We start from the raw sequence: 23,967 nt of genomic DNA on the forward strand, positions 1-23,967 counted from the left end.
GTGTGTCAGCTGCACCGATGTCGACTGACACTCCATCGCGAGCAGGCTCGCTCCTACAAGGTTTTGAGCCAGGCTTAAAAACCGGCTCCATTTCTATCAGCCTTCGAGCTTGCTTTTCAGCAATTCGTTCACTTGCTGCGGGTTGGCCTTGCCTTTGGAGGCTTTCATGGCCTGGCCGACGAAGAAGCCGAACATCTTGCCGCGCTTGGCTTCGTCTGCGGCGCGGTATTGCTCGACTTGCTCAGCGTTGGCCGCAAGCATTTCGTCCAGCACCGCCGAGATGGCGCCGGTGTCGGTCACTTGCTTGAGGCCACGCTTGTCGATGATCTCGTCCGCGCTGCCTTCGCCGTTGGCCATGGCTTCAAACACCACCTTGGCGATCTTGCCAGAGATGGTGTTGTCCTTGATGCGCAGCAGCATGCCGCCCAGAAGGTCTGCGGAAACTGGCGACTGTTCGATGTCCAGGCCTTGCTTGTTGAGCAGGCTGCCCAACTCGACCATCACCCAGTTCGCCGCCAGTTTCGCGTCGCCGCTGATGCTCGCGACCTGTTCGAAGTAATCGGCTTGCTCGCGGCTGGTGGCCAGCACGTTGGCGTCGTACGCCGACAGGCCGAACTGGTCCTGGAAGCGCTCACGTTTTTGCGGTGGCAGTTCCGGCAGGGTGCCACGCACGTCGTCGAGGAAACTGTTCTCGATGACCACCGGCAGCAGGTCCGGATCGGGGAAGTAACGGTAGTCGTTGGCTTCCTCTTTGCTGCGCATCGGACGGGTCTCGTCCTTGTTCGGATCGTACAGGCGAGTCTGCTGGATCACCTTGCCGCCGTCTTCGATCAGTTCGATCTGACGCTGGATTTCGCTGTTGATCGCCTTCTCGATGAAGCGGAACGAGTTGACGTTCTTGATCTCGCAGCGGGTGCCGAACTCGACCTGGCCTTTCGGACGGATCGATACGTTGCAGTCGCAACGCAGCGAGCCTTCGGCCATGTTGCCGTCGCAGATGCCCAAGTAACGCACCAGCGCATGGATCGCCTTGACGTAGGCCACGGCTTCCTTGGCGCTGCGCATGTCCGGCTCGGAAACGATTTCCAGCAACGGCGTGCCTGCACGGTTCAGGTCGATGCCAGTGGCGCCGTTGAACTCTTCGTGCAGGCTCTTGCCAGCGTCTTCTTCCAAGTGCGCGCGGGTGATGCCGACGCGTTTGACCGTGCCGTCTTCGAGGGCGATGTCCAGGTGGCCCTTGCCGACGATCGGCAATTCCATCTGGCTGATCTGGTAGCCCTTCGGAAGATCCGGGTAGAAGTAGTTTTTGCGGGCGAACACGTTGTGCTGGCCGATCTCGGCGTCAATCGCCAGGCCGAACATCACCGCCATACGCACCGCTTCCTGGTTCAGCACCGGCAGCACGCCGGGCATGCCCAGGTCGATCAGGCTGGCCTGGGTGTTTGGCTCGGAGCCGAACGTGGTGGAACTACCGGAAAAGATTTTCGACCGGGTGGTGAGCTGGGTATGAATCTCCAGCCCGATCACGACTTCCCATTGCATGTGTGTCTCCTCAGAAGCCGGTTGGGGTGCGGGTGTGCCAGTCAGTGTTCAACTGATACTGGTGCGCAACGTTGAGCAAGCGGCCTTCCTGGAAGTACGGGGCGAGCAGTTGCACGCCCACCGGCAAACCGTCGACAAAACCGGCCGGCATCGACAGGCCCGGCAGGCCCGCGAGATTGGCGGTGATGGTGTAGACGTCTTCCAGGTACGCAGCGACCGGGTCGCTGTTCTTGGCGCCCAGCTTCCAGGCCGGGTTCGGCGTGGTTGGGCCGAGGATGATGTCGACCTCTTTGAAGGCGGCCATGAAGTCGTTCTTGATCAAGCGACGGATCTTCTGCGCCTTGAGGTAGTAGGCATCGTAGTAACCGGCGGACAGCGCATAGGCACCGACCATGATCCGGCGCTGCACTTCCGCGCCGAAGCCTTCACCACGGGAACGCTTGTACAGGTCGATCAGGTTGACCGGGTTTTCGCAGCGATAGCCAAAACGCACGCCGTCAAAACGCGACAGGTTGGACGAGGCTTCCGCTGGCGCGATCACGTAGTACGCAGGAATCGCGTGCTGCATGTTCGGCAGGCTGATTTCCTTGATCACGGCGCCGAGCTTTTCCAGCGCCTTGACGCTGTTGTGGATCAGCTCGGCGATGCGTGGATCAAGACCGGCGCTGAAATATTCCTTCGGCACGCCGATGCGCAGGCCTTGCAGCGAGCCGTTGAGGCTGGCGCTGTAGTCCGGCACGGGCTCGTCGATGCTGGTGGAGTCGTTCGGGTCGAAGCCGGCCATGCCTTGCAACAGGATGGCGCAGTCTTCGGCGGTGCGCGCCATTGGGCCGCCCTGGTCGAGACTGGAGGCATAGGCAATCATGCCCCAGCGCGAAACACGACCGTACGTCGGTTTCAGGCCGGTCAGGTTGGTCAGGGCCGCGGGCTGACGAATGGAGCCGCCGGTGTCCGTGCCGGTGGCCGCTGGCAACAGACGAGCGGCAACCGCCGCCGCCGAACCGCCGGACGAACCGCCCGGCACGTGTTCCAGGTTCCACGGGTTTTTCACCGCGCCGTAGTAGCTCGACTCGTTGGCCGAACCCATGGCGAATTCGTCCATGTTGGTCTTGCCCAGGGTCACGGCGCCGGCAGCGGCCAGCTTGGCAACCACGGTGGCGTCGTACGGAGCTTTGAAGTTGTCGAGCATCTTCGAGCCGCAGCTGGTGCGAATGCCCTGGGTGCAGAACAGGTCTTTGTGGGCGATCGGCGCGCCAAGCAGGGCGCCGCTCTCACCGTTGGCCCGGCGGGCGTCAGCGGCTTTCGCCTGCGTCAGCGCCAGGTCTTCAGTGAGGCTGATGAAACTGTTGAGCTGCGGATCGAGCTGGGCGATGCGCGCCAGCAGGACTTTGGTCAGCTCTTCGGAGGAAAACTTTTTATCGGCGAGTCCGCGGGCGATCTCGGCCAGAGTCAATTGATGCATTGCAGGCTCTTTCCCTTTAGTCGATGACTTTCGGAACCAGGTACAGGCCGTTTTCGACCGCTGGTGCGATGGACTGGTAGGCCTCGCGGTGATTGGTCTCGGTCACGACGTCTGCGCGCAGGCGCTGGCTGGCTTCCAGTGGGTGGGCCAGCGGCTCGATACCGTCGGTATTGACCGCCTGCATTTCGTCGACCAGCCCGAGAATGCTGTTGAGGGCCGAAGTGATGTGTGGAAGATCGGCATCATTGAGGCCAAGACAGGCCAGATGAGCGATTTTTTCCACGTCGGAGCGTTCTAGCGCCATTGGGATTCTCCAGTGGAAAACAAAACGGACGGCGTCCGTGTGTTAGATTGTCGGAACACTACCGCACTTCTACGGTCATAAGGCCGCGATTGTGGGGCTTGGTGCACAGAAAAGCGGCCAATTTAACATATTGGCGCCTTGCCCAAAATCCCTGTCGTTGTTAGAGTTTGCCGCACTTTTTTACCCACGCGTTGCCTAGGGTCCCTTTCCCATGTTCAAGAAACTGCGTGGCATGTTTTCCAGCGATCTTTCCATTGACCTGGGCACTGCCAACACCCTTATTTACGTGCGCGAGCGCGGTATCGTCCTGAATGAGCCCTCCGTTGTGGCCATTCGGACACACGGTAACCAGAAAAGTGTCGTTGCTGTCGGCACCGAAGCCAAGCGCATGCTCGGCCGTACACCGGGCAACATTGCTGCCATTCGTCCGATGAAGGACGGCGTGATCGCCGACTTCAGCGTGTGCGAAAAGATGCTGCAGTACTTTATCAACAAGGTTCACGAAAACAGCTTCCTGCAGCCTAGCCCTCGCGTGTTGATCTGCGTTCCGTGCAAATCCACCCAGGTTGAGCGTCGTGCCATCCGTGAATCGGCCCTGGGCGCCGGTGCCCGTGAAGTGTTCCTGATCGAGGAGCCAATGGCCGCTGCGATCGGTGCCGGCCTGCCAGTTGAAGAAGCTCGCGGTTCGATGGTCGTCGATATCGGTGGCGGTACTACGGAAATCGCGCTGATCTCCCTGAACGGTGTGGTTTATGCCGAATCCGTGCGCGTTGGCGGTGACCGCTTCGACGAAGCGATCATCACCTACGTGCGTCGCAACTACGGCAGCCTGATCGGTGAATCCACCGCCGAGCGCATCAAGCAGGAAATCGGCACCGCCTACCCGGGCGGCGAAGTTCGCGAAGTCGACGTTCGTGGCCGTAACCTGGCCGAAGGCGTTCCACGCGCATTCACCCTGAACTCCAATGAAGTGCTGGAAGCTCTGCAAGAGTCCCTGGCCACCATCGTTCAGGCCGTGAAAAGCGCCCTGGAGCAGTCGCCGCCGGAACTGGCGTCCGACATCGCCGAGCGTGGCCTGGTCCTGACCGGTGGTGGTGCATTGCTGCGTGACCTCGACAAGTTGCTGGCCCAGGAGACTGGTCTGCCGGTGATCGTTGCCGAAGACCCGCTGACCTGCGTTGCTCGCGGCGGTGGCCGTGCATTGGAAATGATGGATAAACACACCATGGACCTGCTTTCCAGCGAATAAGTCGCCGGAATGCCTCTATGCTGTTGAGCGCGCAGGCGGCACTTTGCAGTGCTGCCTGTTCGCGTTTATCTTCTGTCAGTCTGCATCCAGGCCGGTTTGCTGCCGTATGAAAAAACACAACATTTGCCTGGGAGGAGCGGCTTATTAAACCGCTTTTCACCAAGGGCCCTTCATTGGGCGTGCGCCTGTTGGTGCTGGTCGTGCTATCGGTCGCGCTGATGGTGGTCGATGCCCGCTTCAGTCTGCTCAAGCCTGCACGCAGCCAGATGTCGCTGGTGCTGATGGATGCCTACTGGATCACTGACCTGCCCGGTCGTTTGTGGGAAGGCGTTGCCAGCCAGTTTGGCAGCCGGACCGAACTCGTCGCCGAAAACGAAAAACTCAAGAGTGAAAACCTGCTGTTGCAGGGGCGCATGCAGAAGCTTGCCTCCCTCACCGAGCAGAACGTTCGGCTGCGCGAGTTGCTCAACTCCTCGGCACTGGTCAACGAAAAGGTCGAAGTGGCCGAGTTGATCGGCATGGACCCGAACCCCTTCACCCATCGCATCATCATCAACAAGGGTGAGCGTGACGGCGTGGTCCTCGGCCAGCCGGTACTCGATGCCCGTGGCCTGATGGGGCAGGTGGTGGAGCTGATGCCTTATACCTCCCGTGTCCTGTTGCTGACCGACTCCACCCACAGCATTCCGGTCCAGGTGAATCGTAACGGTCTGCGCGCGATTGCCAGCGGCACCGGCAACCCGGAGCGCCTGGAACTGCGTCACGTGGCGGACACCGCCGACATCAAGGAAGGTGACTTGCTGGTCAGCTCCGGTCTCGGTCAGCGTTTCCCGGCGGGTTACCCGGTGGCGACGGTCAAGGAAGTGATCCACGATTCCGGCCAGCCTTTTGCCATCGTCCGCGCGGTACCGACGGCTGCCTTGAATCGCAGCCGTTACCTGCTGCTGGTGTTCAGCGACACCCGAACCCCGGAAGAACGCGCCAACGATGCAGCCCAGGCCCAGGAAAGCCTGGATGCGCAGGGCGGTGGGCCGATCATTCCGGCCACGGTGCCGAAACTGGTCAACCCGGTAGCCCCGGCTGTACCGGCCGCTGCCCCGGCGGCGCCTGTCCCGGCAACCGCTGCGCCGGCAAAACCAGCTGCCACGCCAAAGCCCGCGGCCACTAAACCGCCAGCCACCAAGCCCGCTGCTGCGAAGCCTGCCGCCAAGCCGCCGGCCTCCGCGCCGGCCACTCCTGTGGGAAGAGAATAATGGCCGGTGTAAAAGCCTCCCGAAACGGCTGGATGGTCTGGCTGACGTTTGTCATCGGCTTGCTGCTGAGCGTTTCTCCCTTGCCGCAATTCATGGAAATCCTGCGTCCGCTGTGGCTCGGCCTGCTGCTGGCCTTCTGGGCGCTGGCCATGCCGCAAAAGGTCGGCATGGTCACCGCGTGGTGCCTGGGCCTGGCCGAGGACGTGCTCTACGGTACGTTGCTGGGGCAGAACGCGTTGATCCTGACCCTCATCACCTACCTGGTACTAGCGCTGCAGCAACGCCTGCGGATGTTTCCGATGTGGCAGCAGAGCCTGGTGATCCTGGTGATTTTCGGTCTCGCCCAGTTGGTCCAGCTATGGCTCAGCGCCTTGACCGGTAATCGTCAACCGACGTTGGCGCTGGTCTTGCCGGCGCTAGTCAGTGCGCTGCTCTGGCCTTGGGTCAGCTATGGTTTGCGTGGATTGCGTCGGCGCTACAAAATCAATTAAATCGCTCAAGCATTAGACAGGGAGAGGTCTTGATGAAACGGTTGTACCTCGCCTCTGGCTCGCCACGCCGGCGTGAATTGCTCACGCAGATCGGCGTTCCGTTCTGCGCCGTCAGTGCGGACATCGACGAAACCCCTTCACCTCAAGAATCCCCATCGGCCTATGTCGAGCGTCTGGCGCGCGGCAAGGCCGAGGCCGGGCGCGGCGCTGTCGTGTCCGATGTACCGTTTTGCGTGCTCGGCGCCGATACCGCCGTGGTCCTCGGCGGAAAAATTCTCGGCAAACCGGTTGATCAAGCTGACGCGTGCGCCATGCTGATGATGTTGTCCGGTGGCGAGCATGACGTCCTGACGGCGATTGCCGTACTCGATGGCGAACGTTGCGAGTCCCGGGTGGTGACCAGTCGGGTGCGCTTTCGGGATATCGCCCGTGAAGAGGCCGTGGCCTACTGGGCCAGTGGCGAGCCACGGGACAAGGCGGGTGGATACGGAATTCAAGGACTGGGTGCGGTGTTTGTCGCCGGGCTCAATGGAAGTTATTCGGCGGTGGTTGGACTGCCGCTTTGCGAAACCGCGGAACTGCTCGGCCATTTCGGCATACCCTGTTGGCAACCCCGGAACGCAGACTAAGCAACGTTCTGAACAGATGCGGCCATTATCGTGAACATGCCTGAACGAGACCCTGCCATGAGTGAAGAGATCCTGATCAACATCACGCCGATGGAATCGCGCGTGGCGGTGGTCGAAAACGGTGTGCTGCAAGAGGTCCATGTCGAGCGCACGCAAAAGCGCGGGATCGTCGGCAACATCTATAAAGGCAAAGTCGTGCGGGTATTGCCCGGGATGCAGGCGGCCTTCGTCGACATCGGCCTGGACCGTGCCGCGTTCATTCATGCTTCGGAGATTTCCCTGCGCGAGGGCCCGGCGGTCGAGAGCATCAGTGCCCTGGTGCACGAGGGCCAGAGCCTGGTGGTGCAAGTGACCAAGGACCCCATCGGTTCCAAGGGCGCACGCCTGACCACTCAGTTGTCGATCCCTTCGCGCTACCTGGTGTACATGCCACGCACGGCGCATGTCGGCATTTCCCTGAAGATCGAAGACGAAGCCGAGCGCGAACGCCTCAAGCAAGTGGTCACCGATTGCGTGGCCAAGGAAGGCATCAAGGAAGCCGGCGGTTTCATTCTGCGTACTGCGGCCGAAGGTGCCGGTGCTGATGAAATCCTCATGGACATCCGCTACCTGCGCAGGCTGTGGGATCAGATCAGCGCCCAGATCAAAACCATCAGCGCGCCCAGCGTGATCTACGAAGACCTCGGCCTGGCATTGCGCACCCTGCGTGACCTGGTCAGCCCGAAAATCGAAAAGATCCGCATCGATTCCCGGGAAACGTTCCAGAAAACAACGCAGTTCGTCGCCGAATTGATGCCGGAGATTGCCGATCGTCTGGAACATTACCCGGGTGAACGGCCGATTTTCGACCTGTATGGCGTCGAGGACGAAATCCAGAAAGCCCTTGAACGAAAGGTCCCGCTGAAGTCCGGCGGTTATCTGGTGGTCGATCCGGCGGAAGCCATGAGCACCATCGACGTCAATACCGGTGCGTTCGTCGGCCATCGCAACCTCGAAGAAACCATCTTCAAGACCAACCTCGAAGCTGCGACGGCCATCGCTCGTCAACTGCGCCTGCGCAACCTCGGCGGGATCATCATCATCGACTTCATCGACATGGAAGATGAAGAGCACCAGCGCCAGGTGCTGCGCACGCTCGAGAAGCAACTGGAGCGCGATCACGCCAAGACCAACATCATTGGTATCACCGAGCTGGGCCTGGTGCAGATGACCCGCAAGCGCACCCGCGAAAGCCTTGAGCAGGTGCTGTGCGAGCCATGCAATGCCTGCCAGGGGCGTGGCAAGCTGAAGACGCCGGAAACCGTTTGCTACGAAATCTTCCGCGAAATCCTGCGTGAGGCTCGCGCCTATCAGGCGGAAGGCTATCGTGTATTGGCGAACCAGAAAGTCGTCGACCGCCTGCTCGATGAAGAGTCGGGTAACGTCGCCGAGCTGGAAGGGTTTATCGGGCGCACCATTCGGTTCCAGGTGGAAACCATGTATTCCCAGGAACAATACGACGTGGTGTTGCTCTGATTCGCCACGGTTTGCTTGTTCCTGAACGGCTGGCCTCAGCTTTTTGCATGATTTTTACCATGGGAGCCACCTGACATGGACCGTCTGACACGCATTCTGGCCGCACTGATCCGTTGGGGTCTGGGCCTGTGCGCGTTGGTTTTGGTACTGATGGCGCTCTATGTCAGCCTGGGTCGGGAGCTGGCGCCGCTGGTGGCCGAGTACCGTGCCGATATCGAGACCAAGGCCAGCGAAGCCTTGGGCATGCCGTTGCAGATCGGCGAACTCGAAGGCAGCTGGAGTGGTTTCGCCCCTATCCTGAGGGTGCATGACGTGACCCTCGGAGAAGGTGCCAATGCCTTGCACCTGGAACAGGTGCGCGTGGTGCCAGACCTTTGGGCCAGCCTGTTGGCTCGACAGGTGCGCATCGCTCATCTGCAACTCAGTGGCCTGAGGATCAGCCTCAAGGAAGGCGACGACGGTCAATGGGTGCTCGAAGGCTTGCCGGTGCAAGAGGATCAACCGACCGATCCGGAACAGTTGCTCAATCGCATGCAGATGATCCAGCAATTGTCGGTGCTCGACAGCCAGGTGACCTTGCAGCCGTTTGCACAGTCGCCGCTGACCCTGACCTACGTTGGCCTGAACCTGCAAACCGGGGCAACCCGGCAGCGCCTCGATGCGCGGCTGACCCTGCCTGACGGCCAGCCGGTGGCCATGAGCCTGCGCACGCGAATCCGTGCCAGCGAATGGAAGGATGCGAAAGCCGAGGTGTACCTGAGCCTGCCGCAAAGCGACTGGTCGAAATGGTTGCCCGAGCGCGTCAGCCAGGAGTGGAATTTCTCAGAGATCAAGGCGGGTGGCGAACTGTGGGCGACCTGGGACAAGGGCACCTTGCAAAGCGCGGCGGTGCGCTTGAATGCGCCAGAACTCAAGGGTGCCTATGCCGACCGCAAGCCGGTGCAGATCAACAACCTGGCATTGAACGGCTACTTCCAGCGCAGCGCCAAAGGCATGCAGGTGACCCTCGATTCGCTGGCGATGAACCTTGGCGAAACCCGCTGGGAGACGCATCTGCAGGCCACGCAAAGTGCGGCCACCGAGAAATCCGAAGCGCTCTGGCACCTGCAAGCCGACCGCATCGATCTCACGCCGCTGACCCCGTTGCTCAATGCGCTGGCACCGTTGCCGGAAGGCTTTGCCACGGTCGTCGAGCGGCTGAAAGTCAGGGGTGGCCTGCGTAACGTGCTGGTGGACTTTCGCCCCAACGCCACCGACGACAGCAAGTTCGGCTTTGCCGCCAACCTCGACCAGGTCGGCTTCGACGCCTATCACGGGGCGCCGGCGGCGCGAAATGTCAGCGGCAGCATCAGCGGCGACCTGGGCCACGGCGAACTGCGCATGGACAGCAAGGATTTCTTGTTGCACCTGGATCCGATCTTCGCCAAGCCGTGGCAGTACCTGCAGGCCAATGCACGGCTGACGTGGAAGCTCGACAAGCAGGGCTTCACCCTGATCGCGCCGTACCTGAAGGTGCTGGGTGAAGAAGGCAAGATTGCCGGCGACTTCCTGATTCGCCTGCACTTCGATCACACCCAGGAAGACTACATGGACCTGCGGGTCGGCATGGTCGATGGCGATGGTCGGTACACCGCCAAGTACCTGCCGGCGGTCCTCAGCCCGGCGCTGGACGAATGGTTGCGCACCGCGATCCTCAAGGGCGCCGTCGACCAGGGCTTCTTCCAGTATCAAGGCTCACTGAGCCACGATGCCAAGGACGTTGATCGCAGCATCAGCCTGTTCTTCAAGGTTCACGATGCCGAACTGGCCTTCCAGCCGGGCTGGCCTCATGTCAGCAAGGTCAGCGGCGACGTGTTTGTCGAAGACAGCGGCGTGCGCATCCTGGCGAGCACGGGCCAATTGCTCGACACCCAGGTCAGCGATGTCTACGTCAACATTCCCCATGTGCCTGCCGGGCAAAACGTGCACTTGTTCCTCGATGGCGGCTTTGCCGGCGGTCTGGGCGACGGCCTGAAAATCCTCCAGGATGCGCCGATCGGCACTGGGCCTACTTTTGCCGGTTGGGAAGGCGAGGGTGAGTTGCAAGGCAAGTTGAAACTGGATATCCCACTGGCAAAAGGCGAGGAGCCGAAGATTCTCGTTGACTTCAAGACCGCCAAGGCACGCTTGAAGCTGGCCGATCCCGTGCTGGAACTGACCCAGCTCAAAGGTGATTTCCGTTTCGACAGCGCCAAGGGCCTGAGCGGGCAAAACATTAGCGCCCGGGCGTTCGACAAGCCGGTTACCGCGCAGATTTTTGCCGATGGCAGCCCGGGTAAACTGAACACTCGCGTCAATGCGTCGGGACAGGTCGAGGTCAAGAAGCTGACCGACTGGCTGAAAGTGACGCAGCCGCTGCCGGTGAGCGGCGTGATCCCGTATCAACTGCAACTGACATTAAATGGTGCCGACAGCCAATTGCAGGTCAACTCCAACCTCAGGGGCGTGGCCATCGATTTGCCTGCACCGTTCGGCATGACCGCCGATACCGGGCGCGACACGACGTTTCGCATGACCTTGCAGGGCGACGAGCGGCGCTATTGGGTCAACTATGGGGATTTGGCGAACTTCACGTTCGCAGCGCCCGCCAACAACTTTGCCGACGGTCGCGGTGAGTTGTTCCTCGGTAATGGCGAGGCCGTGTTGCCGGGCGCCAAAGGCCTGCGGGTGCGCGGACTGCTGTCGGAACTGGACGTTGGCCCATGGAAGGATCTGGTGGATAAATACGCCGGCCAGGATCCGGGTGGCAGTGCCAAACAGTTGCTCAGCAGCGCCGATTTCCAGGTGGGCAAGCTCAGCGGTATTGGCACCACCCTCGATAAAGTCTCGATCCAGTTGGCGCGCAAGCCTTCCGCCTGGTCGCTTCAACTCGACAGCCAGCAGATCAAGGGCAGTGCCAACCTGCCCGATTCCAAAGCCACCCCGATCACCATCAACCTGCAAACCGTGCGCCTGCCCGCACCGGACCCGGCAGTGCAGGCCGATGAAAATGCGCCGGACCCGCTGGCGTCGGTGGACCCGACAAAAATCCCGGCCGTGGACCTCACCATCAACCAGCTGTTCCAGGGCAAGGACCTGGTGGGTGGCTGGTCGCTGAAGATACGTCCGACGGCCAAGGGCATCGTGTTCAATTCGCTGGACCTGGGGCTCAAGGGCATGCTGCTGGTGGGCAGCGGTGGCTGGGAAGGCGTGCCCGGCGCCAGCAACAGCTGGTACAAGGGGCGCATCAGCGGCAAGAACCTGGCCGATGTGCTCAAGGGCTGGGGGTTTGCGCCGAGCGTGACCAGCCAGAACTTCTACATGGATGTCGATGGACGCTGGCCGGGGTCTCCAGCGTGGGTCGCGACCAAGCGTTTCTCCGGTACGCTCGATGCGACGCTCAATCAGGGCCAGTTCGTCGAGGTCGAGGGCAGTGCCCAGGCATTGCGAGTGTTTGGATTGCTCAACTTCAACTCCATAGGCCGGCGCCTGCGCCTGGACTTCTCCGATTTGTTCGGCAAAGGCCTGAGCTATGACCAGGTCAAAGGGCTGCTGGTCGCGACCAATGGCGTGTATGTCACCCGTGAGCCGATTCGGTTGACCGGGCCGTCGAGCACCATTGAACTGGACGGCACCCTGAACATGGTGGCCGACCAGATCGACGCGAAACTGATGGTGACCTTGCCGGTGACCAATAACCTGCCGATTGCCGCGTTGATCGTCGGCGCGCCGGCAGTCGGTGGGGCGCTGTTCCTGATCGACAAGCTGATCGGTGACCGGGTCTCCCGTTTCGCCAGCGTGAAGTACACCGTCAAAGGGCCGTGGAAAGAACCGAAGATCACCTTCGACAAGGCTTTTTGAGAACCTTTTTGAAAAGGCACTCGGCAAGCCTATGGAGTAGCATGGCCCGCATACGATTCCAGGAGTGCGCCATGTCTGTAGCGGTGATTCAAATGGTCAGCCAGAGCGATGTACTGGCCAATCTGGCCCAGGCCCGTCGATTGCTCGAACAAGCGGCCGCTGGCGGTGCGAAGCTAGCGGTCTTGCCGGAAAACTTCGCCGCCATGGGCCGGCGCGACATTGCCGACATCGGGCGCGCCGAGGCATTGGGCGAAGGGCCGATCCTGCCGTGGTTGAAACAGACCGCACGCGACCTCAAGTTATGGATTGTGGCCGGCACCTTGCCGCTGCCACCGGCAGATCAGCCGACGGCGAAAGTGCATGCCTGTTCGTTGCTGGTCGATGACCAGGGCGAAACGGTGGCGCGCTACGACAAGCTGCACTTGTTTGACGTCGACGTGGCGGACAATCGTGGCCGTTATCGTGAATCCGATGACTATGCTTATGGCAACGGTGTGGTGGTGGCGGATACGCCGGTCGGCCGGGTTGGCCTGACAGTCTGCTATGACCTGCGCTTCCCCGAGCTGTACAGCGAGTTGCGCGTAGCGGGTGCGGAACTGATTACCGCCCCTTCGGCCTTCACGGCGGTGACCGGCGCGGCGCACTGGGACGTGCTGATTCGTGCGCGGGCCATCGAGACGCAATGCTACGTGCTTGCGGCGGCCCAGGGCGGGACGCATCCGGGACCGCGGGAAACCTTCGGGCATGCCGCCATCGTCGACCCGTGGGGTCGCGTGCTGGCGCAACAGGATCAAGGCGAGGCCGTGCTGCTGGCCGAACGCGATAGCAGCGAACAGGCGTCCATCCGGGCGCGGATGCCGGTGTCCAGTCACCGGCGCTTTTTCTCGCAGGGCGCCCAGCGACCTGCATCAGAAACACGAATTTAAGGCGTAAAGCATATGAGCGAGTTGTTGTCCTCAGTCAGTGAACACCTGTTGGCGCCCGGTGGCGTCACGATCGAGAGCCTGCAAGGCGTGCTCGGTGATTTGGCCGGGCCGGGCATCGATGCCGCCGACCTGTATTTCCAGGGGCAGATTTCCGAGTCCTGGGCGCTCGAAGACGGCATCGTCAAGGAAGGCAGCTTTAACCTGGACCAGGGCGTGGGCGTGCGTGCGCAGTCGGGCGAAAAAACCGGGTTCGCCTACAGCAATGCCATCACCCTGGAAGCCCTGGGTGCGGCGGCACGTGCCGCTCGTTCGATTTCCCGGGCCGGACAGAACGGCACCGTCCAGGCTTTCACCAGCCAGGATGTCGCGCAGCTGTATGCGCCGGACAATCCCCTGGAAGTCCTGACCCGTGCCGAGAAAGTCGACTTGCTCAAGCGCGTCGACGCCGCCACCCGTGCCCTCGACCCGCGCATCCAGCAAGTCACCGTGAGCATGGCCGGTGTCTGGGAGCGAATTCTGGTGGCATCCACCGACGGTGGCCTGGCGGCGGATGTGCGCCCGCTGGTGCGTTTCAACGTCAGCGTGATCGTCGAGCAGAACGGTCGTCGCGAGCGCGGCGGTCACGGCGGTGGTGGTCGGACCGATTACCGTTATTTCCTCGGCGAAGATCGCGCCATGGGCTATGCCCGTGAAGCGTTGCGCCAGGCCCTGGTCAATCTTGAAGCGATTCCGGCGCCGGCCGGTACGCTGCCGGTGGTGCTCGGTTCGGGCTGGTCGGGCGTGCTGCTGCACGAAGCGGTCGGTCATGGCCTGGAAGGCGATTTCAACCGCAAGGGCAGTTCGGCCTACAGCGGGCGCATGGGCGAGATGGTCGCCTCCAAGCTGTGCACCATCGTCGATGACGGCACACTGGCCGGTCGTCGTGGCTCGTTGAGCGTCGATGACGAAGGCACGCCGACCGAATGCACCACGCTGATCGAAAACGGTGTCCTCAAGGGCTACATGCAGGACAAGCTCAACGCCCGCTTGATGGGCGTGGCGCGTACCGGTAACGGCCGTCGCGAATCCTACGCACACCTGCCGATGCCGCGCATGACCAACACCTACATGCTGGCCGGCGAAAGCGATCCGCAAGAAATCATTGCCTCGGTGAAACGCGGCATCTACTGCGCCAACCTCGGCGGCGGTCAGGTCGATATCACCAGCGGCAAGTTCGTGTTTTCCACCAGCGAAGCGTACCTGATCGAGGACGGCAAGATCACCGCGCCGGTCAAGGGTGCGACCCTGATCGGTAACGGGCCGGAAGCCATGAGCAAGGTGTCGATGGTCGGTAACGACCTGTCACTGGACAGCGGCGTGGGCACGTGCGGCAAGGATGGGCAGTCGGTGCCGGTGGGTGTCGGCCAGCCAACGTTGAAGATTGATGCGATCACCGTGGGTGGCACGGGGTCGTAAGAGGTGAAGCTGCGGGTGAGCTGCGAGGCAGCTCACCCGATTCGAGAATTAACGCAGACCGCGTTGAGTCTCGTCCAGCTCACGGATGTACTTGAAGATTTTACGGCTGGAAGCAGGAGGCTTGTTTTGCGCAACCTCGTGCTGGGCCTGACGGATCAGGGAGCGCAATTGCTGGCGGTCCGCGTCCGGGTATTCGGTGACGAATTTTTCCAGGGTTGCATCGTCGCCACCGATCAGACGGTCGCGCCAGCGTTCCAGGTTGTGGAAGCGTTCGTTGTATTGACGGGTGGAGGCATCGAGTTGATCGAGCAGAACCAGAATCGCGTCAGTGTCCTGATCGCGCATCAGTTTGCCGATGAACTGCAGGTGCCGTTTACGCGCGATGTTCGCGGTGTGCTTGGGCGCTTCGGCCAGGGCCCGGCGCATGGCGTCGGTTAAAGGCAGTTTTGCCAGCAAGTCAGGCTTGAGTGTTGTGAGGCGCTCGCCAAGGTCAACCAGAGCATGCAGCTCGCGTTTGACCTGGGATTTGCTTTTTTCTCCCGTATCGAGGGAGTCGTCGTAAGAATCAACCATGGTGGCAGTCCGCTAAGAAACGCCGCCATGATAACCAGTCGGGGGCCGCTTGTCCGGCCCGGTCGCTCGATGACCGTTACCGAAAGCAGAATTTGAGTGGAGAACAGCATGAGTGCAGTTGAAAGCGTCGGCCCACAAGCGTTGCCGGCACTGCAGGAACAAGTCGAGCAGATCATCGCTGAAGCCAAGCGCCAGGGCGCGAGTGCCTGTGAAGTGGCGGTGTCGCTGGAGCAGGGCCTGTCGACGTCGGTGCGCCAGCGTGAAGTCGAAACCGTCGAATTCAACCGCGACCAGGGTTTTGGCATCACCTTGTACGTTGGCCAGCGCAAAGGCTCGGCCAGCACCTCGGCCAGCGGTCCGGACGCCATTCGCGAAACCGTCGCCGCGGCACTGGCCATCGCCAAGCACACCTCGGAAGATGAAGCGTCGGGCCTGGCAGATGCCGCGCTGATGGCGCGCGATCTCCAGGATTTCGACCTGTTCCACGAATGGGACATCACCCCGGAGCAAGCCATCGAACAGGCGCTGGCCTGTGAGGCGGCAGCGTTTGCCGCTGACAGCCGGATCAAGAATGCCGACGGCACCACCCTCAGCACCCATCAGGGTTGCCGCGTGTATGGCAACAGCCACGGGTTTATCGGTGGTTACGCCTCGACGCGTCACAGCCTGAGCTGCGTGATGATCGCCGAAGCGGACGGCCAGATGCAGCGCGATTACTGGTACGACGTGAACCGCCAGGGCAATTTGCTGGCCGACCCGGTGAGCATCGGCCAGCGTGCGGCGCAACGGGCAGCGAGCCGTCTGGGCGCGCGTCCGGTGCCGACGTGCGAGGTGCCGGTGCTGTTTTCCGCGGAGTTGGCGGGTGGCTTGTTCGGCAGTTTCCTCTCGGCGATTTCCGGCGGCAGCCTGTATCGCAAGTCGTCATTCCTTGAAGGCACGCTGGGGCAAAAGTTGTTTCCGGAGTGGCTGACCATCGACGAGCGCCCTCACTTGATGAAAGCGATGGGCAGTGCGGCGTTCGATGGCGATGGCTTGGCGACCTACGCCAAACCGTTCGTCGAAAAAGGCGAGTTGGTGTCGTATATCCTCGGCACTTACTCCGGTCGCAAGCTCGGGATGCCGAGCACGGCCAACGCTGGCGGTGTGCACAACCTGTTCGTCACCCATGGGGATGAAGACCAGGCGGCCTTGCTGCGACGCATGGGGCGCGGGCTTTTGGTCACCGAGTTGATGGGGCAGGGGCTGAACATGGTCACCGGCGATTACTCCCGGGGTGCGGCGGGTTTCTGGGTCGAGAATGGCGAAATCCAGTTTGCGGTCCAGGAAGTGACCATCGCCGGCAACATGCGCGACATGTTCAAGCAGATCGTCGCCGTGGGTAATGACCTGGAACTGCGCAGCAACATTCGCACGGGTTCGGTGTTGATCGAGCGGATGACTGTAGCGGGCAGCTGATTCTCGGGGCTACACAAAAAAGGCGCGCCACCCATTGGGTGGCACGCCTTTTTTATTGGCTAAAACACAGTGCCTGTAGGAGCGAGCCACAAAAGCTCCCTCGGCAGCTGTTACTCGCCCTCGTCGAAGAAGTTGTTGATCAACGCCACCAGTGCATCCAGCGCTTCCTGTTCCTGCTCGCCTTCTGTGCTCAAGTGGATCGTGGTGCCCTTGCCCGCAGCCAGCATCATCATGGCCATGATGCTTTTACCGTCGACCATGGTCTCTGGTGTACGACCCGCGCGGATCTGGCAGGGGAACTGGCCCGCCACCCCAACGAATTTTGCAGAAGCACGGGCGTGCAGGCCCAGCTTGTTGATGATTTCGATTTCCAGAGCAGGCATCGCGGTGTGAATCCTTTAGCTGAGGTCGCGGTGGCGAACCTGGACGTTCTTCAGGGATTGTTGCAGCGTCCGCCCCAGACGTTCGGTCAGGTACACGGAGCGGTGATGGCCGCCGGTGCACCCGATGGCGATGGTGACATAGGCGCGGTTGCTGGCGGCAAAACGAGGCAGCCACTTTAGCAGGTATGAGGAAATGTCCTGGAACATCTCTTCGACGTCCGGCTGTGCCGCCAGATAATCGGCAACCGGTTGATCGAGCCCGGACTGCTCACGCAATTCCGGTTTCCAGTAGGGATTGGGCAGGCAGCGCACATCGAACACCAGGTCGGCGTCGACCGGCATGCCACGCTTGAAGCCGAAGGACTCCACGAGGAACGCCGTGCCCGGTTCAGGCTGATTCAGCAGGCGCAGCTTGATGGTGTCGCGCAATTGATACAGGTTCAGGCTGGTGGTGTTGATCTTCAGGTCGGCGAGGTCGGCAATCGGTCCGAGCAGGACGCTTTCGACGTTGATGGCCTCGGCCAGCGAGCGGTTGGCGTTGCTCAGCGGGTGGCGGCGACGGGTTTCCGAAAAGCGCTTGAGCAGGGTTTCTTCGTCGGCGTCCAAGTACAGGACATCGCACTGGATGTGCCGGGCGCGGACTTCTTCGAGCAGTTCGGGAAAGCGTGACAGATGGCTGGGCAGGTTGCGCGCGTCGATGGAAACGGCGACCAGCGGCTGCATCATTTCGGTATGGATCAACGCGCGTTCGGCCAGCTCGGGAAGCAGGCCGGCAGGCAGGTTGTCGATGCAGTAGTAGCCGTTGTCCTCAAGTACATTGAGGGCGGTACTTTTACCGGAGCCGGAGCGGCCACTGACGATGATCAAGCGCATGATTACTGACCGTTTTGCTCGTCCAGGACAACCTGATACAGGGCTTCATTGCTTTTGGCGCTACGCAGTTTGTCGCGTACATCCTTACGGTCGAGCATGCTGGCGATCTGGCGCAGCAGCTCAAGGTGCGCATCGGTAGCGGCTTGCGGGACCAGCAGGACAAACAGCAGGTCAACCGGTGCGCCGTCGATGGCGTCGAAATCGATAGGGGCGTCCAGGTGCATCAAGGCACTGATGGGCGACTCACAGCCTTTAAGGCGGCAGTGTGGAATGGCGATGCCGTTACCAAAACCGGTCGAGCCGAGTTTTTCACGGGCAATCAGCGCCTCGAAGACATCTTGCATCTCCAGCCCCGGCACTTCGCGGGCGATCAGATTGGCAATTTGTTCGAGGGCTTTCTTTTTACTGCCGCCCGGCACGTTCACGAGGGAACGGCCGGGGGTCAGGATACTTTCAAGTCGGATCATGGGTTGGGGGTGTTAACGACCGGTCGCGCCCTGAAGGAGGCTCTGGGTCTTTTCCTTATGCTTTTTGAGTTGTTTATCCAGCTTGTCGGTGAGTGCGTCGATGGCGGCATACATGTCGGTATGTTCCGCGTTGGCGACCACTTCATTCCCGGGAATATGCAGCGTGGCTTCGATTTTCTGCTTCAGCTTCTCGACGGTCATCGTGACCTGCACGTTGGTGATCTTGTCGAAATGTCGCTCCAATCGTTCGAGTTTTTCGCCGATGTAGGTGCGAAGAGGTTCGGTCACTTCCAGTTGGTGTCCACTGATGTTGACTTGCATACAGCTTCTCCTTCGTTGCCAGTGCATAAAGCGGCAGATCAGATGATCTGCCACTGGAACGCTGTGGCGTGGCCCTACATCAACCGCTTGCGTTCGCTCGAAGGCGCGATCCCGAGGGATTCGCGGTACTTGGCGACGGTGCGGCGAGCCACCTGAATGCCTTGTGCCTCCAGTAAACCAGCGATCTTGCTGTCACTCAACGGCTTTTTCTGATTTTCCGCGGCAACCAGTTTTTTGATGATCGCGCGGATCGCCGTGGACGAGCATTCGCCGCCTTCGGAGGTACTGACGTGACTGGAGAAAAAATATTTCAGTTCATAAATACCCCGGGGGGTGTGCATGAACTTTTGGGTGGTCACCCTCGAAATCGTCGATTCATGCATGCCGACTGCTTCGGCGATGTCATGCAGGACCAGCGGCTTCATGGCTTCGTCGCCATATTCGAGGAATCCGCGCTGATGCTCGACGATCTGGGTGGCCACTTTCATCAGGGTTTCGTTGCGGCTCTGCAGGCTCTTGATGAACCAGCGGGCCTCCTGCAACTGATTGCGCATGAACGTGTTGTCGGCGCTGGTGTCGGCGCGGCGCACGAAGCCGGCGTACTGGGCGTTGACCCGCAGCCGTGGCACCGACTCCTGGTTCAGCTCTACCAGCCAGCGTTCGTTGTCCTTGCGCACGATCACGTCGGGCACGACATATTCGGCTTCGGTGGACTCGATTTGCGAGCCTGGGCGCGGGTTGAGGCTCTGGACCAGCTCGATGACCTGGCGCAGCTCGTCTTCCTTGAGTTTCATGCGGCGCATCAACTGGCTGTAGTCGCGGCCGCCCAGCAGGTCGATGTAATCGGTGACCAGGCGCTTGGCCTCGGCCAGCCAAGGAGTCTTGGCTGGCAGCTGCCGCAGTTGCAGCAGCAGGCATTCACCCAGGTTGCGGGCGCCAATGCCGGCAGGCTCGAATTGCTGGATGCGGTGCAGGACGGCTTCGATTTCGTCCAGCTCGATGTCCAGTTCCGGGTCGAAGGCTTCGAGGATTTCCTCAAGGGTTTCGTCCAGGTAGCCCTGATTGTTGATGCAATCGATCAGGGTCACGGCGATCAGGCGATCGGTGTCGGACATCGGGGCCAGGTTCAGTTGCCACAGTAAGTGGCTCTGCAGGCTTTCGCCGGCCGAGGTGCGGGTGGTGAAGTCCCACTCGTCGTCATCGTTGCTGGGCAGGCTGCTGGCGCTGGTCTGGTAAACGTCTTCCCAGGCGGTGTCGACCGGGAGCTCGTTGGGAATGCGCTCGTTCCAGTCGCCTTCCTCGAGGTTATCGACCGTCGGGGCGCTTTCCTGGTAGGAGGGTTCCTGGATATCGGTATTGGGCTTTTGTTCGGCGTTGTCGGCCAGGGGGTCGGAATTGTCGAAGTCGTCGCCTTCTTCCTGGCGTTCGAGCATCGGATTGGACTCCAGGGCCTCCTGGATTTCCTGTTGCAGGTCCAGGGTCGACAATTGGAGCAGGCGGATGGCCTGTTGCAGCTGCGGTGTCATCGTCAGCTGCTGGCCCATTCTCAAGACTAGCGATGGTTTCATGGCAGGGGCTTAACACCTTATTCGCCGGCGCACATGCGCCATCCACTACAGGGCGCCGAAGCGCCAAACTTAAGCAAGTTATATGCCTGAAACTGAGGGGTTTGCCTAGACCGCTGTAACAATAAAAAGCTATAAAACTTTGTTGACACAAGGCCGTCATCGGCGGCGATGGATGTGCAGCGGGTACTCAAGGCGCGGCGTTCGGGCGATTGCCTGGACACCGTTGCACTTACAGGCGGAATTCGTGGCCCAGATACACTTCCTTCACCAGTTCATTGGCAAGGATGGTTTCCGCGTCGCCTTCGGCAATCAGTTGGCCGTCGTTGACGATGTAGGCGGTCTCGCAGATATCCAGGGTTTCACGAACGTTGTGGTCAGTGATCAACACGCCAATGCCTTTGGCCTTGAGGTGGTGGATGATCTGCTTGATGTCGCCGACTGAAATCGGGTCCACGCCGGCGAAGGGTTCGTCGAGGAGGATGAATTTCGGGTTGGTGGCCAGGGCCCGGGCGATTTCCACACGACGACGCTCGCCGCCGGACAGGCTCATGCCGAGGTTGTCGCGGATGTGGCTGATGTGGAATTCCTGCAATAGGCTTTCCAGTTCCTTGCGGCGGCCGGCCTTGTCGAGTTCCTTGCGGGTCTCGAGGATGGCCATGATGTTGTCGGCCACCGACAGCTTGCGGAAGATCGAGGCTTCCTGCGGCAAATAGCCGATACCGGCCTTGGCGCGGCCGTGCATCGGCTGGTGGCTGACGTCCAGGTCGTCGATCAGCACGCGGCCCTGATCTGCCTGCACCAGGCCGACGATCATGTAGAAGCAGGTGGTCTTGCCGGCGCCGTTCGGGCCGAGCAGGCCGACGATCTGACCGCTGTCGATGGACAGGCTGACGTCACGCACGACCTGGCGGCTCTTGTAGCTCTTGGCCAGATGCTGAGCTTTCAGGGTTGCCATTACTGCGCCTTTTTCTCGTCGGTTTTGCTTTTTGGCTGGATCACCATGTCGATACGCGGACGCGATTCCGTGACCTTGCTGCCCGTAGCGCGACCGGCGCTGGCGAGCTTCTTGACGGTGTCATAGACGATTTTCTCGCCCTGGGTGGTGTTGTTGTCCTTGTCGACAACCTTTGCCTTGTCGATCAGCACGACGCGGTTTTGCGTGGCGTGGTACTGGATGGTCACGCCCCAGCCCTGAACCGGTTTGGTGTCGCCAGCCGTTTGCAGTTGCTCGAAATAGGCGAGGTTGCCTACCGACGTGACAACGTCGATGTCGCCCGCCGGCGTACGGGTGATCGTGACGGTATTGCCTTTGACGATCATCGACCCCTGGGTAATGATCACGTCGCCTTTATAGGTGGCAATGCCTTGCTTGTCGTCCAGTTGGGCGTCGTCGGCTTGAATGCGGATAGGCTGCTCTTGATCGTTCGGCAGAGCCCAGGCGCTCACGCTTCCCAGTGCTGCGCCCAGACTGAGCAAAATCGGGAGGGTTTTAACGAGCCTCATACTGTCCTCTTACGTTCGATAGCAGGTGTATCCTGCTTTCTTTCAAATACGCCTTCATTCCCTTGCCAGTCGATACGCCGCCAGCGCCGTCGATTCTAACGTCTTGCTCGGTCTGCGCATATTGCTGCTGGGGGAACACGGTCATACGGGTACTGGTGATCAGGGTCTTGCGGTTTTTTTCGTCGAAGCGGGTGATGCGCACGTCGTCGATCAACTCGACTTGCGTGCCGTCCGGGTTGACCTCGCCACGCAGGCTCTGCACGTGCCACGGGAATTCGGTGCCGCGGAACACGTTCAGGTCAGGGTTGGTCAGCAAGGTCACTTCAGTGGCCTTGAGGTGCTCGACCTTGTCCGACGTCAAATCGTATTGCAGCCTGCCATCGGGCAGGTACTGCACGCTATGGGCGTTGGTGGCGTAGTAGTCGATCGCGCTCTCATCTACCACGGCAGCAGGCTTGTCGAGAAAGCGTTCCGGGCTGATGTTCCAGTAGCCGACCGCCGCGAATATCGCCGCGATGCAGGTGAACAGTAGTGTGTTGCGAAACTTTTTGCTCAGCATAGTGGGCTCACAGGTACGCTGCATTGGCCGCGTCGAGGCGGTCCTGGGCGCGCAGGATCAATTCGCAGAACTCGCGAGCGGCACCTTCGCCACCACGGGCGACGGTGATGCCGTGGGCGTGTTCGCGCACGAAGCTGGCGGCATTGGCCACGGCCATGCCCAGGCCGACGCGGCGAATCACCGGCAGGTCCGGCAGGTCGTCGCCGAGGTAGGCAACCTGTTCATAGCTTAGGTTGAGTTCGGCGAGCAGGCCGTCGAGTACCACCAGTTTGTCTTCGCGACCCTGAAAAAGATGCGCGATGCCGAGGTTCTTCGCCCGGCGTTCGACCACCGGGGTTTTGCGGCCGCTGATGATTGCGGTCTGTACGCCGGCCGCCATCAGCATCTTGATGCCCTGGCCGTCGAGTGTGTTGAAGGTCTTGAATTCGCTGCCGTCTTCGAGGAAGTACAGGCGGCCATCGGTCAGGACGCCGTCAACGTCGAATACTGCCAGCTTGATGTGTTTGCCGCGTTGCATCAGATCAGTGTTCATTACATTACTCCCGCACGCAGCAAGTCGTGCATGTTCAGGGCGCCGACGGGGCGGTCTTCGTTGTCGACCACCACCAGTGCGCTGATTTTGTGGTCTTCCATGATTTTCAGCGCTTCGGCGGCAAGCATCTCGGCGCGGGCGGTCTTGCCGTGGGCGGTCATGACCTCGTCGATGGTGGCGCTGTGGATGTCAATGCTGCGGTCCAGGGTGCGGCGCAAGTCGCCGTCGGTGAAGATCCCGGCCAGCTTGCCATCGGCTTCCAGGACAACGGTCATGCCCAGGCCCTTGCGGGTCATTTCCATCAGTGCATCTTTAAGCAGTGTGCCGCGCTGCACCTGAGGCAGATCTTTACCTTCGTGCATGACATTTTCCACCTTCAGCAGCAGGCGTCGGCCAAGGGCGCCACCGGGGTGGGAAAAGGCGAAGTCTTCGGCGGTGAAGCCGCGGGCTTCCAGCAGCGCCACGGCCAGGGCGTCGCCCATCACCAGCGCAGCCGTGGTCGAGGAGGTCGGTGCCAGGTTCAGCGGGCAGGCTTCGTGCTCGACGTGAACGTTGAGGTTGACCTCGGCGGCCTTGGCCAGCGCCGAACCCGGGTTGCCGGTCACGCTGATCAACTGGATGCCCAGGCGCTTGATCAGCGGCAGCAGGGTAATGATTTCATGGGTGGAGCCGGAGTTCGAGAGCGCCAGGATGATGTCGTCACGGGTGATCATGCCCATGTCGCCATGGCTGGCTTCTGCCGGGTGCACAAAAAAAGCCGTGGTGCCGGTGCTGGCCAGGGTCGCGGCGATCTTGTTGCCGATGTGCCCCGACTTGCCCATGCCGACCACGACAACGCGGCCCTTGCTGGCCAGAATCATCTCGCAAGCGCGTACGAAATCTGCGTCGATATGGGGCAGCAGGCCTTGTACGGCTTCTACCTCGAGGCGGATGGTGCGTTGTGCTGATTGAATCAGGTCGCTGGTTTGGCTCATGTCGGATCGTATAGCCCGGTGAAAAGGCGGCGATTATAGCGGTTATGATCGAAT

General features: G+C 60.9%; 23 protein-coding genes. 9 read left to right on the forward strand and 14 right to left on the reverse strand.

Annotated elements, in window-relative coordinates:
• Positions 1-96: 96 nt before the first annotated feature.
• From gatB to gatC, 3 genes are read right to left on the reverse strand one after another with little or no spacing between them, the layout of a single operon-like run.
• Positions 97-1,542, reverse strand: a complete 1,446-nt coding sequence (gene gatB, locus J1D76_RS20230) for an Asp-tRNA(Asn)/Glu-tRNA(Gln) amidotransferase subunit GatB (RefSeq protein WP_421140115.1) — start codon at positions 1,540-1,542, stop codon at positions 97-99.
• Between the two features lie 10 nt (positions 1,543-1,552).
• Positions 1,553-3,004, reverse strand: a complete 1,452-nt coding sequence (gene gatA, locus J1D76_RS20235; RefSeq protein WP_421140116.1) for an Asp-tRNA(Asn)/Glu-tRNA(Gln) amidotransferase subunit GatA — start codon at positions 3,002-3,004, stop codon at positions 1,553-1,555.
• Positions 3,005-3,020: 16 nt separating this feature from the next.
• Entirely contained in the window at positions 3,021-3,308 is a 288-nt protein-coding gene (gatC, locus tag J1D76_RS20240) for an Asp-tRNA(Asn)/Glu-tRNA(Gln) amidotransferase subunit GatC (RefSeq protein ID WP_007901429.1), read from the reverse strand.
• A 211-nt stretch (positions 3,309-3,519) separates the two neighbouring features.
• Between gatC and mreB the strand changes: the two genes are divergently transcribed.
• The 8 genes from mreB to tldD all read left to right on the forward strand — a co-directional run bounded on the left by mreB (position 3,520) and on the right by tldD (position 14,705).
• Positions 3,520-4,557 (forward strand): rod shape-determining protein MreB, encoded by a 1,038-nt coding sequence (gene mreB / locus J1D76_RS20245; RefSeq protein ID WP_002555108.1) that lies wholly within the window; start codon positions 3,520-3,522, stop codon positions 4,555-4,557.
• Positions 4,558-4,700: 143 nt separating this feature from the next.
• Positions 4,701-5,810, forward strand: coding sequence for a rod shape-determining protein MreC (gene mreC / locus J1D76_RS20250; RefSeq protein WP_421140224.1), 1,110 nt, complete (start codon positions 4,701-4,703; stop codon positions 5,808-5,810).
• The gene (mreD, locus tag J1D76_RS20255) at positions 5,810-6,301 is read left to right on the forward strand and encodes a rod shape-determining protein MreD (protein WP_421140117.1); all 492 of its coding nucleotides are present in this window, start codon (positions 5,810-5,812) and stop codon (positions 6,299-6,301) included. The genes mreC and mreD overlap by 1 nt, the downstream gene beginning before the upstream one ends.
• Before the next feature lie 32 nt (positions 6,302-6,333).
• Positions 6,334-6,930 carry a Maf family protein gene (locus J1D76_RS20260; RefSeq protein ID WP_421140118.1) on the forward strand — a complete coding sequence of 199 codons (597 nt, stop codon included), beginning with the start codon at positions 6,334-6,336 and terminating at the stop codon, positions 6,928-6,930.
• Positions 6,931-6,987: 57 nt separating this feature from the next.
• Complete coding sequence (gene rng / locus J1D76_RS20265) at positions 6,988-8,445, forward strand: ribonuclease G (RefSeq protein WP_007970246.1); 1,458 nt, start codon at positions 6,988-6,990, stop codon at positions 8,443-8,445.
• Positions 8,446-8,520: 75 nt separating this feature from the next.
• A complete protein-coding gene (locus J1D76_RS20270) occupies positions 8,521-12,324 on the forward strand; it encodes a YhdP family protein (RefSeq protein WP_421140120.1) in 3,804 nt (1,267 codons plus the stop codon).
• Positions 12,325-12,395: 71 nt separating this feature from the next.
• Positions 12,396-13,250, forward strand: coding sequence for a carbon-nitrogen hydrolase family protein (locus J1D76_RS20275; RefSeq protein WP_421140225.1), 855 nt, complete (start codon positions 12,396-12,398; stop codon positions 13,248-13,250).
• A 12-nt stretch (positions 13,251-13,262) separates the two neighbouring features.
• Positions 13,263-14,705 (forward strand): metalloprotease TldD, encoded by a 1,443-nt coding sequence (tldD, locus tag J1D76_RS20280; protein WP_421140121.1) that lies wholly within the window; start codon positions 13,263-13,265, stop codon positions 14,703-14,705.
• A gap of 48 nt (positions 14,706-14,753) precedes the next feature.
• On the opposite strand, the gene yjgA is transcribed toward tldD, so the two are convergent.
• On the reverse strand, positions 14,754-15,278 hold the full coding sequence (yjgA, locus tag J1D76_RS20285) for a ribosome biogenesis factor YjgA (protein WP_421140122.1): 525 nt from the start codon (positions 15,276-15,278) through the stop codon (positions 14,754-14,756).
• A gap of 108 nt (positions 15,279-15,386) precedes the next feature.
• On the opposite strand from yjgA, the gene pmbA reads away from it, so the two are divergent.
• Positions 15,387-16,733, forward strand: coding sequence for a metalloprotease PmbA (pmbA, locus tag J1D76_RS20290; protein ID WP_421140123.1), 1,347 nt, complete (start codon positions 15,387-15,389; stop codon positions 16,731-16,733).
• A 110-nt stretch (positions 16,734-16,843) separates the two neighbouring features.
• On the opposite strand, the gene J1D76_RS20295 is transcribed toward pmbA, so the two are convergent.
• The 10 genes from J1D76_RS20295 to J1D76_RS20340 form a co-directional block, all read right to left on the reverse strand.
• Entirely contained in the window at positions 16,844-17,116 is a 273-nt protein-coding gene (locus J1D76_RS20295; protein ID WP_421140125.1) for an HPr family phosphocarrier protein, read from the reverse strand.
• Positions 17,117-17,131: 15 nt separating this feature from the next.
• Positions 17,132-17,989 carry an RNase adapter RapZ gene (rapZ, locus tag J1D76_RS20300; protein ID WP_421140126.1) on the reverse strand — a complete coding sequence of 286 codons (858 nt, stop codon included), beginning with the start codon at positions 17,987-17,989 and terminating at the stop codon, positions 17,132-17,134.
• Positions 17,990-17,991: 2 nt separating this feature from the next.
• Complete coding sequence (ptsN, locus tag J1D76_RS20305) at positions 17,992-18,456, reverse strand: PTS IIA-like nitrogen regulatory protein PtsN (RefSeq protein ID WP_421140127.1); 465 nt, start codon at positions 18,454-18,456, stop codon at positions 17,992-17,994.
• Between the two features lie 12 nt (positions 18,457-18,468).
• Complete coding sequence (gene hpf / locus J1D76_RS20310) at positions 18,469-18,777, reverse strand: ribosome hibernation-promoting factor, HPF/YfiA family (protein WP_007941242.1); 309 nt, start codon at positions 18,775-18,777, stop codon at positions 18,469-18,471.
• Between the two features lie 74 nt (positions 18,778-18,851).
• Entirely contained in the window at positions 18,852-20,345 is a 1,494-nt protein-coding gene (locus tag J1D76_RS20315; RefSeq protein ID WP_421140128.1) for an RNA polymerase factor sigma-54, read from the reverse strand.
• A gap of 229 nt (positions 20,346-20,574) precedes the next feature.
• Positions 20,575-21,300, reverse strand: coding sequence for an LPS export ABC transporter ATP-binding protein (gene lptB, locus J1D76_RS20320; protein WP_421140130.1), 726 nt, complete (start codon positions 21,298-21,300; stop codon positions 20,575-20,577).
• Positions 21,300-21,848, reverse strand: a complete 549-nt coding sequence (lptA, locus tag J1D76_RS20325; protein ID WP_421140131.1) for a lipopolysaccharide transport periplasmic protein LptA — start codon at positions 21,846-21,848, stop codon at positions 21,300-21,302. Before lptA ends, lptB begins: the two co-directional genes overlap by 1 nt.
• Positions 21,835-22,407, reverse strand: coding sequence for an LPS export ABC transporter periplasmic protein LptC (gene lptC, locus J1D76_RS20330; protein ID WP_421140132.1), 573 nt, complete (start codon positions 22,405-22,407; stop codon positions 21,835-21,837). The genes lptA and lptC overlap by 14 nt, the downstream gene beginning before the upstream one ends.
• Positions 22,408-22,414: 7 nt before the next feature.
• Positions 22,415-22,939, reverse strand: coding sequence for a KdsC family phosphatase (locus tag J1D76_RS20335; RefSeq protein ID WP_421140133.1), 525 nt, complete (start codon positions 22,937-22,939; stop codon positions 22,415-22,417).
• Complete coding sequence (locus tag J1D76_RS20340; RefSeq protein WP_421140134.1) at positions 22,939-23,913, reverse strand: KpsF/GutQ family sugar-phosphate isomerase; 975 nt, start codon at positions 23,911-23,913, stop codon at positions 22,939-22,941. Before J1D76_RS20340 ends, J1D76_RS20335 begins: the two co-directional genes overlap by 1 nt.
• Between the last annotated feature and the right edge of the window lie 54 nt (positions 23,914-23,967).

This window comes from Pseudomonas sp. NFX15 (genome assembly GCF_049132105.1).
Taxonomy (GTDB): Bacteria; Pseudomonadota; Gammaproteobacteria; order Pseudomonadales; family Pseudomonadaceae; genus Aquipseudomonas.